Annotated in this window: 1 protein-coding gene; it reads left to right on the top strand. The window is 75.3% G+C overall.

Going from position 1 to position 14,958, the window contains the following annotated elements:
• The first annotated feature begins 11 nt into the window (after positions 1-11).
• Complete coding sequence (locus GXP74_RS23535) at positions 12-14,951, top strand: type I polyketide synthase (protein WP_182453230.1); 14,940 nt, start codon at positions 12-14, stop codon at positions 14,949-14,951.
• The last annotated feature ends 7 nt before the right edge of the window (positions 14,952-14,958 follow it).

Raw genomic sequence — 14,958 nt, 5'->3', positions numbered from 1 at the left:
AGCTGGCACAGATGTCCGACGACGAAAAGCTGCTCGACTACCTCAGGCGAGCCACCGCCGACCTCGGCGACGCGAGGCGGCAACTGCGCGAGGCCGAGGACGCCCGGCACGAACCCATCGCCATCGTCTCCATGGGCTGCCGCTTCCCCGGCGGGGTCGACACGCCCGAACGGCTGTGGGAACTGCTCGACCGGGGCGGCGACGCCGTCTCGCTCTGGCCGACCGGGCGCGGCTGGGACATGGACGCCCTGTACGACCCCGACCCGGACCACCCCGGCACCTCCTACACCCGGCACGGCGGATTCCTGCACGAGGCCGCCGAGTTCGATGCGGAGTTCTTCGGTATCTCGCCGCGTGAGGCGCTGGCGATGGACCCGCAGCAGCGCCTCGCGCTGGAGACCGCCTGGGAGACCGTCGAGCGGGCGGGCCTGGACCCGACGTCCCTGCGCGGCAGCCGGACCGGGGTGTTCCTCGGCGCGATCGGCAACGGCTACGGCGCCGGATCCCGGCAACTCCCGGAAGTCCAGGGTCTGCTGGACACCGGGACGGCGAACAGCGTGGTGTCCGGCCGGATCTCCTACACGCTGGGCCTGGAGGGCCCGGCGGTGACCGTGGACACCGCGTGCTCCTCCTCGCTGGTGGCGCTGCACCTGGCGGTCCGGGCGCTGCGGGCGGGCGACTGCACGCTGGCGCTGGCCGGGGGCGTCTCGGTACTGGCCACCCCGGACGCGTTCGTGGCCTTCAGCAGGCAGCGCGCGCTTTCGGCCGACGGCCGCTGCAAGGCGTTCGGCGCGGGCGCGGACGGCACCGGCTGGTCCGAGGGGGTGGGGGTGCTGTTGTTGGAGCGGTTGTCGGATGCGCGGCGGTGTGGGCATGCGGTGTTGGCGGTGGTGCGTGGTTCGGCGGTGAATCAGGATGGTGCGAGCAATGGTCTGACGGCGCCGAGTGGTCCGGCGCAGCAGCGGGTGATCCGGGCCGCGTTGGCGGACGCCGGAATCACCGCGGCGGACGTCGACGCGGTCGAGGCGCACGGCACCGGGACCCGCCTCGGCGACCCGATCGAGGCCCGGGCGCTGCTGGCGACGTACGGCCAGCAGCGGTCGCCCGAGCGGCCGTTGTGGCTCGGGTCACTGAAGTCCAACATCGGCCACAGCTCGGCGGCGGCCGGGGTGGGCGGCGTGATCAAGATGGTGCTGGCGATGCGGCACGGCGAACTGCCGCGCACCCTGCACGCCGACGAGCCGACCCCGATGGTGGACTGGTCGCCGGGTACGGTGCGGCTGCTGTCGAGGGCCGAGCCGTGGCCGGAGACCGGACGGGCCCGCCGGGCCGGGGTCTCCGCCTTCGGCGTCAGCGGCACCAACGCGCACGTGGTCCTGGAGCAGTACCAGGAGGCCGACGTACCGGCCGTGGCGGAGGTCCCGGGAGGGGTGGGCCCACAGCCGTGGGTGCTGTCCGCGCGCGGCGACGCGGCGCTCCGCGCCCAGGCCTCCCGCCTGCTGGAGCACCTCGCCGGAAACCCTGAGCCGCGGCTGGACACCGTCGGCCGGGCCCTGGCGACCACCCGGACCGCCTTCGAGCGGCGAGCGGTTGTGGTCGCGGACGACCCGGCGGCGATGACCGCCGGGCTGCGGGCACTGGCCGAGGGGCAGTCCGCCCCGAACCTGGTCCTGGGCAACGCCGGGTCGTCCGGTCGGATGGTGTTGGTGTTTCCGGGTCAGGGTGGTCAGTGGGTGGGGATGGGTGGGGTGTTGTTGGGTGAGTCGTCGGTGTTCGCGGGGCGGATTGCTGAGTGTGAGCGGGCGTTGGGGCCGTTTGTGGATTGGTCGTTGTCTGAGGTGTTGCGTGATGGGGTTGGTTTGGGGTTGTTGGGTCGGGTGGATGTGGTGCAGCCGGTGTTGTGGGCGGTGATGGTGTCGTTGGTGGAGGTGTGGCGTTCGTTGGGGTTGGTGGTGGATGGGGTGGTGGGGCATTCGCAGGGGGAGATTGCGGCGGCGTGTGTGGCGGGGGTGTTGTCGTTGGGTGATGGGGCGCGGGTGGTGGCGTTGCGGAGTCGGGCGTTGGGGGTGTTGGCGGGTGGTGGTGGTATGGCGTCGGTGCCGTTGTCGGAGGGTGAGGTGTCGGGGTTGTTGGATGGTTGGGGTGGTGGGTTGTCGGTGGCGGCGGTGAATGGTCCGGGGTCGACGGTGGTGTCGGGTGAGGTGGGTGCGGTGGTGGGTTTGGTGGAGGGGTTGGTGGCGCGGGGGGTGCGGGCGCGGTTGATCGAGGTGGATTATGCGTCGCATTCGCCGCAGGTGGAGCGGATTCGGGAGCGGTTGTTGGGGGAGTTGGCGGGTGTCAGGCCCGGGCGTGGTGAGTTGCCGTTGTTCTCCACGGTGACCGGTGGCTGGTTGGACACCACGACCATGGACGCCGAGTACTGGTACCGGAACCTGCGCCAGCCCGTGCGGTTCGAGGAGTCGGTCCGGGCGCTGCTCGACGAGGGATTCCGCTTCTTCGTGGAACCCAGCCCGCATCCGGTGCTCGGCTTCGGCCTACAGCAGACCGCCGAGGCCGCCGGTACCGCCGACACCGCGCAGGGCCCGGCGGTGGTGGTCGGGACGCTGCGACGCGGTGAGGGCGGCCTCGACCGGGTCCTGCTCTCCCTGGGCGAGGCCCACGCCAACGGTCTCGCCCTGGACGGGGACCGGGTGTTCGCCGCCGCCCCGACGACACCCGTGGCCCTGCCCAGCTACGCCTTCCAGCGCCGCCCGTACTGGCTGCCGGAGCCGCCCGCGCCGACGGGCGCCACCGGCCAGGACGACGACGGCCTGTGGCAGGCACTCGGCGGCGGGGACCTGGAACGGCTGACCGAGACCCTGGGCGTCCGCGCCGACGACCCGCTGACGACCGTGCTCCCGGCCCTCTCCGGCTGGCGCGAGCAGCGGCGTGACCAGGCGGTTCTTGACAGCTGGCGCTACCGGATCAGCTGGCGGCGGCTGCCGGAGGACGCGGCGGCGGCACTGTCCGGCAGCTGGCTGCTGCTCTCCGCGGCCTCGGCCCCGAGCCAGGACGACGACTGCGCCGAGGCCCTGGAGCGGAGCGGCGCCACCGTCGTGCGGCTGGTCCTCACCGAGGCGGACGCCGATCGGGCACTGCTGGCCGCGCGGCTGCGCGAGGTGCTGGACACGCTGCCGGAGCCGGTCAGCGGCGTGCTGTCGCTGCTCGGCCTGGACGAGCGTCCGCACCCGGGGTACCCCGCCGTCCCGAGCGGGGCCGCGCTGAGCCTGGCGCTGGTGCAGGCCCTGGACGACAGCGGAGTGAACGCCCCGCTGTGGTGGGCGACCCGGGGCGCGGTCTCCGTCGGACCGGAGGACGGCCTGGTCAGCGCCGCGCAGAGCCTGCTCTGGGGGCTCGGCCGAGTGGCCGCGCTGGAGTACCCGCAGCGCTGGGGCGGCCTGGTCGACCTGCCGCCGAGCCTGGACCGGTCCGCCGCCGTCCGGCTGTGCCGGGTGCTGGCGGGCGTCGGCGGCGAGGACCAGGTGGCCGTCCGGGCCACCGGCTGCCACGGCCGTCGGCTGGTGCGCTCCCCGCTGCGCGGGGCGGCGGCGCCCCGCCACTGGCGTCCGCGCGGCACGGTCCTGGTCACCGGCGGGACCGGTGGCATCGGCGCGCAGATCGCCCGCTGGCTGGCGCGGCGGGGGGCGGAGCACATGGTCCTGGTCAGCCGGGCCGGTGCGGAGGCGCCCGGTGCCACGCAACTGGCCGGTGAGCTGGAGGCCCTGGGCAGCAGGGTCACCCTGGCCGCCTGTGACGTGGCCGACCTGGAGGCCCTGCGCGCGCTCAAGAACGGCCTGGAGCAGGAGGGTTGTGAGATCCGCTCGGTGCTGCACGCGGCCGGGGCCGGACTGCTGGTACCGCTGACCGACACCGATCTGGCGGAGTTCTCCGACACCCTGTACGCCAAGGCCGGTGGCGCCCGGAACCTCGATCTGCTCTTCGACGGGCGGGAGTTGGACGCGTTCGTACTGTTCTCGTCGATCTCCGGGGTGTGGGGCAGCGCCGTCCACGGGGCCTATGCGGCGGCCAACGCCTACCTCGACGGGCTGGCCGAGAACCGCCGGGCCCGGGGCCTCGCCGCCACGTCGGTGATCTGGGGCATCTGGAACCCCGAGGACGGCGGCGGCATGGCGGCCGGGCTGGTGGAGGAGAACCTGCGCGGCCACGGCATCCTGTTCATGTCGCCGAAGACCGCCATCACCGGGCTGCAACAGGTACTGGACCAGGACGAGACGGTGGTGGTGGTCGCCGAGATCGACTGGGACCGCTTCGGCCCGGTGTTCACCTCGGCCCGGCCCAGCCCGCTGATCGCCGACCTGCCGGAGGTGCGCGGCGCGCTCGCGGCCGACGCCCCGGCCGCGTCCGCCGACGGCGACGCGTCCGCCGCGCTGCGCGACCGGCTGCTGACCCTGCCGGAGGCGGAGCGCGACCGGGTGCTGGTCGACCTGGTCCGTAGCGAGGCGGCCACCGTGCTCGGCCACGACTCCCCGGACGCGGTCGCGCCCGGCCGGGCCTTCCGCGACCTGGGCTTCGACTCGATCACCGCCGTGGACATGCGCAACCGGCTGAACACCGTCGCCGGGCTGCGGCTGCCGGTCACCGTGGTCTTCGACTACTCCTCGGCCACCGCCCTGGCCCGGCACCTGGGCACGCTGCTGCTCGGCGCCGCCCGCCCGGACCCGGTGCCCGCCGTCGCCCCCGCCCTGGCCGCGTCCGACGACGACCCGGTGGTGGTGGTCGCCATGAGCTGCCGCTACCCCGGCGGCGTACGCACCCCGGACGACCTGTGGCGGCTGGTCGCCGAGGGCCGGGACGCCGTCTCCGAGCTCCCCGCGGACCGGGGCTGGGCGCTGGACGAGCTCTACGACGCCGATCCGGACCGGCCCGGCAAGAGCTACGCGGTCGCGGGCGGCTTCATCCACGACGCCGGGCGGTTCGATCCCGGCTTCTTCGGGATCTCGCCGCGCGAGGCACTGGCGATGGACCCGCAGCAGCGACTGCTGCTGGAGACCTCCTGGGAGGCGTTCGAGCGCGCTGGCATCGATCCGGTGTCGCTGCGCGGCAGCCGTACCGGCGTCTTCGCCGGAGCCTCGTACCAGGGCTACGGCGGCAGCCTGCGCGAGGTGCCCGAGGAGTTGGAAGGGCTGTTCATCGCCGGTATCTCCACCAGCGTGCTGTCCGGGCGGGTCGCCTACCAGCTCGGCCTGGAGGGTCCGGCGATCACAGTGGACACCGCCTGCTCCTCCTCACTGGTGGCGGTGCACCTGGCGGCGCGGGCGCTGCGCGCGGGGGAGTGCACGCTGGCCCTGGCCGGGGGCGCCACGGTCATGGGCACCCCGCTGTCCTTCACCGGCTTCAGCCGCCAGCGCGGCCTCGCCGCCGACGGCCGGTGCAAGTCCTTCGCCGCCGCGGCGGACGGCTTCGGCATGGCCGAGGGCGTCGGACTGCTGGTGCTGGAGCGGCTGTCCGACGCGCGACGCAACGGCCACCCGGTACTGGCGGTGCTGCGCGGCTCGGCCATCAACCAGGACGGCGCCAGCAACGGACTCACCGCGCCCAGCGGTCTCGCCCAACAGCGGGTGATCCGGGCCGCGTTGGCGGACGCCGGACTGTCGGCGGCGGAGGTGGACGCGGTCGAGGCGCACGGCACCGGGACCCGCCTCGGCGACCCGATCGAGGCCGACGCACTGTTGCTGACCTACGGTCAGGACAGGTCGGCCGAGCGGCCGTTGTGGCTGGGCTCGCTGAAGTCCAACATCGGGCACAGCCAGGCGGCGGCCGGGGTGGCCGGAATCATCAAGATGGTGCAGGCGATCCGGCACGGCGTGCTGCCGAAGACGCTGCACGTCGACCAGCCCTCGCCGAACGTCGACTGGTCCACCGGCGCGGTCTCGCTGCTGACCGAGTCCGTGCCGTGGCCGGGCAGCGACCGTCCGCGCCGGGCCGGGATCTCGTCCTTCGGCCTCAGCGGCACCAACGCGCACGTCATCATCGAGCAGCCACCGGCCGAGGTGGAGCACCTGGACGAGCGGCCTGTGGCCCCCGCCCCCTGGGTGCTGTCCGGGCGCACCCCGGACGCGCTGGCCGCGCAAGCGGCGACCCTGCACCGGCATCTGACGGACCATCCGAACCTCGACGTGAACGACACCGGATACTCACTGGCGACCGCCAGGACGGCCTTCGAGCACCGGGCCGCGGTCACCGGCGCCGACCGCGAGACGCTGCTGCGCGGACTGGAGGCGCTGGCCCGGGGGAGCCGTTCGTCCGGGGTGATCACCGCCTCGACCGCCCCGACCGCCGCCGGAGATTCCGCCAGAACGGTCCTGGTCTTCCCCGGCCAGGGCTCGCAGTGGATCGGCATGGCCCTGGAACTGCTGGACCACTCGCCGGTCTTCGCCGAACGCATCGCCGACTGCGAGCGCGCGCTCGCGCCGCACGTCGACTGGTCGCTGCGGGCGGTCCTGCACGACGAGCCCGGGACGCCGCCGCTCGACCGGGTGGACGTGGTCCAGCCGGTGCTGTTCGCGGTCATGGTCTCCCTCGCCGACCTGTGGCGCCACTACGGGGTGCGGCCGGACGCCGTCCTCGGCCACTCGCAGGGCGAGATCGCCGCCGCCTGCGTGGCCGGAGCGCTGAGCCTGGAGGACGCGGCGAAGGTGGTCGCCCTGCGCAGCCGCGCCCTGCGCGCGCTGTCCGGCTACGGCGGCATGCTGTTCGTGCCGCTGCCGGTCGAGCAGGTACGCCGGCGGCTGGCCGCCTGGGACGGCAGGCTCGGTGTCGCCGCCGTGAACGGGCCGACCTCGGCCGCCGTCTCCGGGGAGCCGGAGGCACTGGCCGGACTCGCCGAGCAGCTCTCCGCCGACGGGGTGCTCAGCTGGGCGGTCCCGGGGGTGGACTTCGCCGGGCACTCGGTGCAGGTGGAGCGGATCCAGCAGGAGCTGCTGACCGCACTGGCCGGCATCGAGCCGCGCGCGGCGCGGATCCCGCTGTACTCCACGGTCACCGGCGCGTCGCTGGACACGGCCGGGATGGACGCCGACTACTGGTACCGCAACCTGCGCCAGCCGGTGGAGTTCGCGCAGGCCGTGGACGCGCTCCTCGGCGACGGTCACCGGATCTTCGTCGAGTGCAGCACCCATCCGGCGCTGACCGTCTGGCTCCAGCAGGCCGTCGAGGCGACCGGGACCGGTGGCGGCGGCGCGGTGGGGACACTGCGCCGCGACGAGGGAGGCCTGGCCCGGCTGTTCACCTCGCTGGCCGAACTCCACGTCCTGGGGCAGCCGGTGGACTGGGAGGCGGTCTACGCCGGAACCGGCGCCCGACGCTGCCCGCTGCCCACCTACGCCTTCCAGCAGCAGAGCTTCTGGCTCAACTCGACTGCGGCAGTGGCCGAGCAGAACGGACAGGCCGTCAGTGGCGGCTCCGACACGGCCTTCTGGGACATCGTCCGTCGCGGTGACGCCGACGCGCTGGCCGGGATGCTGCGGTTGGACGACGCGGGCCGACGGAGCTCGCTCACCGCGCTGGTGCCCGCGCTGTCGGGCTGGCTGGACCACCGGCAGAGCCGGGACCTCGCCGACCGCTGGCGGTACCGGGTCGGCTGGACGCCGCTGCCGGGCGGCGGGACGCCCCGGCTGTCCGGGCGCTGGCTGGTCGTGGTTCCGGCCGGGCCCACGGCCGACCCGGCGGTCGACGCCTGTGTGCGCGCACTGCGCGGGCACGGCGCGGAACCGGTCGTGGTCCAGGCGGGGGCGGCCGAGGCCGAACGCTCCGGCTTCGCCGCGTGCCTGCGCACGGCGCTCGCGCAGTCCACCGACGCGCCCGCCGGGGTGCTCTCGCTGCTGGCCCTCGCCGAGCAGCCGTACGACCGGGGTTCGGCGCTGCCGACCGGGCTGGTACTGACCGTGGCGCTGCTCCAGGCACTGGGCGACCTCGGCCTGGACGCGCCGGTCTGGTGCGCGACCCGGGGCGCGGTCTCGGTCGGCCGCTCCGACCGGCTGCACAGCCCGTTGCAGGCGCTGGCCTGGGGCCTCGGCACGGTGGCCGGGGTGGAGTACCCGCAGCGCTGGGCGGGCCTGGTCGATCTGCCGCGGCACCTGGACGAGCGGGCGGCCGAACGGCTGGCCCGGGTACTGGCGGGGGCGGACGGCGAGGACCAGCTGGCGGTCCGCGCGTCCGGGGTGTTCGGCCGCAGGCTGGTCCGCGCACCGCTCGGGGACACCGACCCGGTCCGCGACTGGACGCCCGACGGCACCGTCCTGGTCACCGGTGGCACCGGTGGCGTCGGCGCCCAGATCGCCCGTTGGCTGGCCCGCGAGGGCGCCCCGCACCTGCTGCTGACCAGCCGCCGGGGCCCGGACACGCCCGGTCTGGAGCCGCTGCTGGCCGAGTTGGAGCAGCTGGGCGCGGAGGTCACCGTGGCCGCCTGCGACGTCGCCGACCGGCCTGCCCTGGCGCGACTGCTCGCCGGTATCCCGGCCGAACTGCCGCTGCGTGCGGTCGTGCACGCCGCCGGCGTGCTGGACGACGGGGTGATCGACTCGATCACCCCGGACCGCGCGGCCGGTGTCCTGCGGCCCAAGCTGGACGCCGCCGCCAACCTGGACGCGCTCACCCGCGACCTGGACCTGACGGCCTTCGTGCTGTTCTCCTCGCTGGCGGGCACCCTGGGCGGGACCGGCCAGGGCAGCTACGCGGCGGCCAACGCCTACCTGGACGCGCTCGCCCAGCAGCGCCGCGACCAGGGGCTCCCGGCCACCTCGGTGGCCTGGGGGCTGTGGGCGGGCGACAGCCTCGCCGCCGGGGCGGTCGGCGAACGACTGGTGCGCAACGGCCTGCCCGCGATGGAGCCGGTACTGGCGACCGCCGCCCTGCAACGAGCCCTGGACCACGACGAGACCAGGGTGCTGATCGCCGACTTCGCCTGGGACCGGTTCGTCCGCGCCTACACCGCGCTGCGGCCCAGCCCGGCGATCAGTGAACTGGCCGAGGTGCGTGCGCTGTCGGCGACAGCGAGGCGGGATGACGACCAGTCGGACGACGGACCGTCGGTGACGGGCCGCCTGGCCGCGCTGTCGGCAGCCGAACGCGACCGCTTCCTGGTGGAGCTGGTCCGCACCGAGGTCGCGGCGGTGCTGGGGCACGACGGCCCGGATCAGGTCGAGCCGGATCGGGCGTTCAAGGACATCGGCTTCGACTCGCTGACCGCCGTCGACCTGCGCAACCGGCTGTCCCAGGCCACCGGCCTGCCGCTGTCGGTGACCCTGGTCTTCGACTACCCCACCGCCACCGTACTGGCCGGACACCTGCACCGGGAGCTGCTGGGAGTCCTCCCGGAGCGGGCGACCGGAACGGGCCCGGCGGCCGACGGCGCGGAGCCCGACAGGGCGGCGGCCGACGGTGAGGCGATCGCCGTGGTGGCCATGGCCTGCCGCTTCCCCGGCGGCGTCAGCACCCCGGAGGAGCTGTGGGAGCTGGTCGTCGGTGGCGGCGACGCCATCTCCGGCTTCCCCACCGCGCGCGGCTGGGACCTGGACGGCCTGTACGACCCCGATCCGGACCAGGTCGGCCGGACCTACGCCCGGGAGGGCGGTTTCCTGCACGACGCCGACCAGTTCGACCCGAGCTTCTTCGGCATCGCGCCGCGCGAGGCACAGACCATCGACCCGCAGCAGCGGCTGCTGCTGGAGGTCGCCTGGGAGGCGTTCGAACGGGCGGGCATCGACCCGCTGACGCTCAAGGGCAGCCCCAGCGGCGTCTTCGTCGGGTGCAGCCACCACGACTACGGCTCGCGGGTGACCGAGCCCTCCGAGGAGACCGAGGGCTACCTCGGCATCGGCAGCGCGGGCAGCGTGGCCTCCGGCCGGATCTCCTACACCCTCGGGCTGGAGGGCCCCGCGGTCACCGTGGACACCGCCTGCTCCTCGTCGCTGGTCGCGGTGCACCTGGCGGCGCAGGCGCTGCGGAGCGGCGAGTGCTCGCTGGCGCTGGCGGGCGGGGTGACCGTGATGTCGACCCCGGGCGCGTTCGTCGAGTTCAGCCGACAGCGGGTGCTCGCCGCCGACGGCCGGTGCAAGCCCTTCGCCGCCGCCGCCGACGGCACCTCCTGGGCGGAGGGGGCGGGACTGCTGGTACTGGAGCGGCTGTCGGACGCCCGCCGCCACGGCCACCCGGTACTCGCGCTGGTGCGCGGCTCGGCGGTGAACCAGGACGGCGCGAGCAACGGCCTGACCGCTCCCAACGGACCCTCGCAGCAGCGGGTGATCCGGCAGGCGCTGGCGGCCTCCGGACTGTCGGCGGCGGAGGTGGACGCGGTCGAGGCGCACGGCACCGGCACCAAGCTCGGCGACCCGATCGAGGCGCAGGCCGTGCTGCTGACGTACGGTCAGGACCGGCCGTCCGACCAGCCGTTGTGGCTGGGCTCGCTGAAGTCCAACATCGGGCACAGCCAGGCGGCGGCCGGGGTGGCCGGGATCATCAAGATGGTGCAGGCGATGCGGCACGGCGTGCTGCCGAAGACCCTGCACATCGACCAGCCGACCCCGTTCGTGGACTGGTCGGCGGGAGCGGTGCGGCTGCTGACCGAGACCGTCCCCTGGCCCGAGACCGGACGTCCGCGGCGGGCCGCGGTGTCGTCGTTCGGCGTCAGCGGCACCAACGCGCACACCGTCCTGGAACTCCCGGCGGACGAGCCCGCGGCCGCGGCGGCCGAGGCCCCGGACACGCCCGGCGCGGCGCTGCCGTGGCTGCTGTCCGCCCGCAGCGCGGACGGGCTGCGGGCCCAGGCCGCCGCCCTGCTCCGGCACCTCGACCGGTACCCGGCCGACCCCGGCTACTCGCTGGCGGTGCAGCGCAGCGCCTTCGAGTACCGCGCCGCGCTGACCGGCGGCGACCGCGCCGCGCTGCTGCGCGAGCTCGCCGACGGCGCCGCGGCCGAGGCGGCCGACGGCCGGACGGCGGCGGAGCTGGTGCTGGGCACGGTCACCGGCAGGGCCCGGAAGACCGCGTTCCTCTTCCCCGGGCAGGGCAGCCAGCGGCCCGGCATGGGCGCCGAGCTGTACGCCGCGTTCCCGGTCTTCGCCGACGCCTACGACGCGGTCTGCGCGGAGCTCGACCCGCTGCTGGACCGCCCGCTGCGCGAGGTGGTCGCCGCCGAGGGCCCCGACGCGGGCCTGCTGGACCTCACCGGATACACCCAGCCGGCCCTGTTCGCGCTCGGCGTGGCGCTGTACCGGCTGGTCGAGCACTGGGGCGTGCGGCCGGACTACCTGCTCGGCCACTCCATCGGCGAGCTCGCCGCCGCCCACGTCGCCGGGGCGCTCTCGCTGCCGGACGCGGCCCGGCTGGTCGCCGCCCGGGGACGGCTGCTCCAGGCGCTGCCGCCCGGCGGCGCGATGGTCGCGCTGACCCTCCCCGAGGAGCGGCTGCTGCCGCTGCTCGCCGACCGGCAGGACCAGGTGGCCCTGGCCGCCGTCAACGGACCGGCCGCGACCGTGGTCTCCGGCGCGGAACAGGCGGTACTGGAGGTCGCCGCCCAGGCCGAGGCACTGGGCGGTCGGGCCCGGCGGCTGCGGGTCAGCCACGCCTTCCACTCGCCGCTGATGGACCCAGCGCTGGCCGAGTTCCGCCGGATCGCCGAGAGCGTGGAGCACCGCGAGCCACTGATCCCGATGCTCTCCGACCTGACCGGGGCGCCGGTGGTCCCGGACGCCGACTACTGGGTCCGGCACCTGCGCGACACGGTGCGCTTCCGCGACGGCATGCGGTGGCTGGAGCGCGAGGGCGTGACCGACTACCTGGAGCTCGGCCCGGACGGCACGCTCTGCGGCATGGGCCAGGACTGCCTCGGCGAGGGCGCCGCGGTGCTGGTGCCGCTGCTGCGCAAGGACCGGCCGGAGCGGGAGTCGACGGCCACCGCCCTGGCCCGGCTGCACGTGCGCGGGACCGCCGTGGACTGGGCGGCCGTCCACGCCGGACACGGCGCGCACCCCACGCCGCTGCCCACCTACGCCTTCCAACGCGCCCGCTACTGGCTGGAGGGCAGCACCGCCACGGCGGACCTGCCCTCGGCCGGACTGCTCGCGGTCGACCATCCGCTGCTCGGCGCGGGCTGCCAACTCGCGGACTCCGAAGGCTTCCTGTTCACCGGAAGGCTGTCGCTGCGGAGCCACCCGTGGCTGGCCGACCACGGCGTGTTCGACGGCGTCCTGTTCCCGGCCACCGCGTTCCTGGAACTCGCGGTCCGCGCCGGCGACCAGGTCGGCTGCGACCTGGTAGAGGAGCTGACCCTGGAGGCGCCGCTGACCCTGCCCGCCACCGGCGCGGTCGCGCTGCAACTCACCGTCGGCGCACCCGACTCCGCCGGGCTGCGGACGCTGAACATCCACGCCAGGGCCGAGGACGCGCCGCCCGACGAGCCGTGGACCCGGCACGCCGGCGGGCTGCTGGCCAACACCGCCCAGCAGCCCCCCGAGTCGGCGCCGGAGCCGGAGCTCGCGGTCTGGCCGCCGACCGGCGCGGTCCCGCTCGACGTGGACGGCCTCTACCAGCGCTTCACCGAGGGCGGCTTCGGCTACGGCCCGGCGTTCCAGGGGCTGCGGGCGGCCTGGCGGCTCGGCGACGAGGTCTTCGCCGAGGCGCGGCTGCCGCAACCGCAGCAGTCCGACGCGGCCCGGTTCGGGCTGCACCCCGCGCTGCTGGACGCGGCGCTGCACGCGCTGGTCTTCGACGTGTTGCAGGGCCCCGCCAAGGGCTGGCTGCCGTTCTCCTGGAACGGCGTGCGGCTGCACGCCTCCGGCGCGAGCGCACTGCGGCTGCGGCTCACCCCCGCGGGCCGGGACACGGTCGCGGTGCTGGCCACGGACGACACCGGACGACCGGTGGCCAGCGCCCGGTCGCTGGTGCTGCGGCCGGTGTCGGCGGACGAGTTCCGGGCCGCGCGCGGCGGACACCACGAGGAGCTGTACCGGCCGCAGTGGCTGCCGCTGCCGCTGCCGTCCCGGACCGAGGCGGTCACCGCCGAGGCCTGGCCGCTGCTCGGCGCACCCGCGCCCTGGTGGCCCGGTGCCGTGACCGAACTCCCGGACCTGGCGCAGCGGTTCGGCCCCGACGGTCCCCGCTTCGTACTGGCGCGGGTCCCGGCCGTCGACCCGGCCCGGGAGCTGCCCGGCGAGGTCCGCCGCGTGGTCGGTGACACACTGGCGCTGCTGCGCGCCTGGCTGGCCGACGAGCGCCTCGCCGCCGGGACGCTGGTGCTGGTCACCTCGGGCGCGGTGGCGGTGAACCCGGGCGACGACGTCGGCGACCTGGCCCAGGCCGCCGCCTGGGGGCTGGTCCGCTCGGCGCAGACCGAGAACCCGGACCGGTTCGTGCTGCTGGACCTCGACCCGGCGTCCCCGGAGGGCGCGCCCGCGCTGATCGAGGCGGCGCTGGCGTCCGGCGAACCGCAACTGGCGCTGCGCGCGGGGACGGTGCACGCCGCCCGGCTGGCCCGGGTGCCGCTGTCCGCCCCGGAACGCCGCCCCGGCTGGGACACGCACGGAACCGTACTGATCACCGGCGGCACCGGCGCGATCGGCGCCCACGTCGCCCGCCGACTGGCCGCCGGACACGGGGTCCGGCGGCTGCTGCTCACCAGCCGGAGCGGACCGGCCGCCCCCGGCGCGACCGAACTGCAGGCCGAGCTGGCACAGTTGGGCGCCCGGGCGGAGATCGTGGCCTGCGACGCGGCCGACCGCCCGGCGCTGGCCGCGCTGCTGGCCGGACTGCCGCCGGAGCACCCGCTGACCGGCGTGGTGCACGCGGCCGGGGTGCTCGCCGACGGCGTGGTCGCCGAGATGACCCCGGAGCAGCTGGACCGGGTGCTGCGCCCCAAGGTGGACGCGGCGGTCAACCTGCACGAGCTGACCGCCGGGCTCGACCTGACCGAGTTCGTGCTGTTCTCCTCCATCGCCGGGGTCTTCGGCGGCATGGGCCAGGGCAACTACGCCGCCGCCAACGCCTTCCTGGACGCCCTCGCGCACCGCCGCCGGGCCCAGGGGCTGGCCGCCCGCTCGCTGGCGTGGGGGCTGTGGGCCAACGACACCGGGATGACCGGCGGCCTGAGCGCGGCGGACCTGCGCCGGATCGCCCGAGGCGGCATCGTCGCCTTCGAACCGGCCGAGGGCGTGGCCCTGTTCGACGCGGCCGGGGCGGTGGACGAGGCGGTGCTGCTGCCGCTGCGGCTGGACCTCGCGGCGGTCCGGGCACTGGCGACCGGGGTCCCGGCGCTGCTGGGCGGCCTGGTGCGGGCCCCGGCCCGCCGGGCGCTGGCGCAGCGCGCCGAGGGGTCGGGGCCGGACGGCGTGGACCCGGCGACCGCGCTGAAGCGGCGCCTCGGCGCGCTGAACGGCCCGCAGCGGGACCGGGTGCTGCTCGACCTGGTGCGCACCCACGCGTCCCTGGTACTCGGCTTCACCAGCTCCGGCGCGGTCGAGCCGGACCGGGGGCTGCTGGAGCTGGGCTTCGACTCGCTCACCGCGGTCGAACTGCGCAACCGGCTGCGGACCGCCACCGGGCTGCGGCTGCCCGCCACCCTGCTGTTCGACTACCCCACCTCCGCTGCCATCGCCGGGTACCTGTCCGCCGGGATCACCCCGGAGCCCGTCGCCGAACCGCTGCCGGGCCAGGCCGAGTTGGACCGGCTGGAGCTCGCGCTCGCGGGCGGCGTCAGCGACACCACGGCCCGCGACCGGCTCGGCGGACGGCTGCGGGAACTGCTGCTGCGGCTCGACCCGCTCGACCTCGGGGCGACCGCCGACCGGGCCGGGTACGCCGCCGGGGCCGGTCCCGGCAACGGCATCGAGGACCGGATGGACGGCGCCAGCGACGACGAGATCTTCGACTTCATCGACAACGAGCTCGGCACGGCATGAGGGGGAG

The organism is Streptacidiphilus sp. P02-A3a (genome assembly GCF_014084105.1).
GTDB lineage: Bacteria > Actinomycetota > Actinomycetes > Streptomycetales > Streptomycetaceae > Streptacidiphilus.
This window is presented reverse-complemented; position numbering and strand designations above follow the sequence as displayed.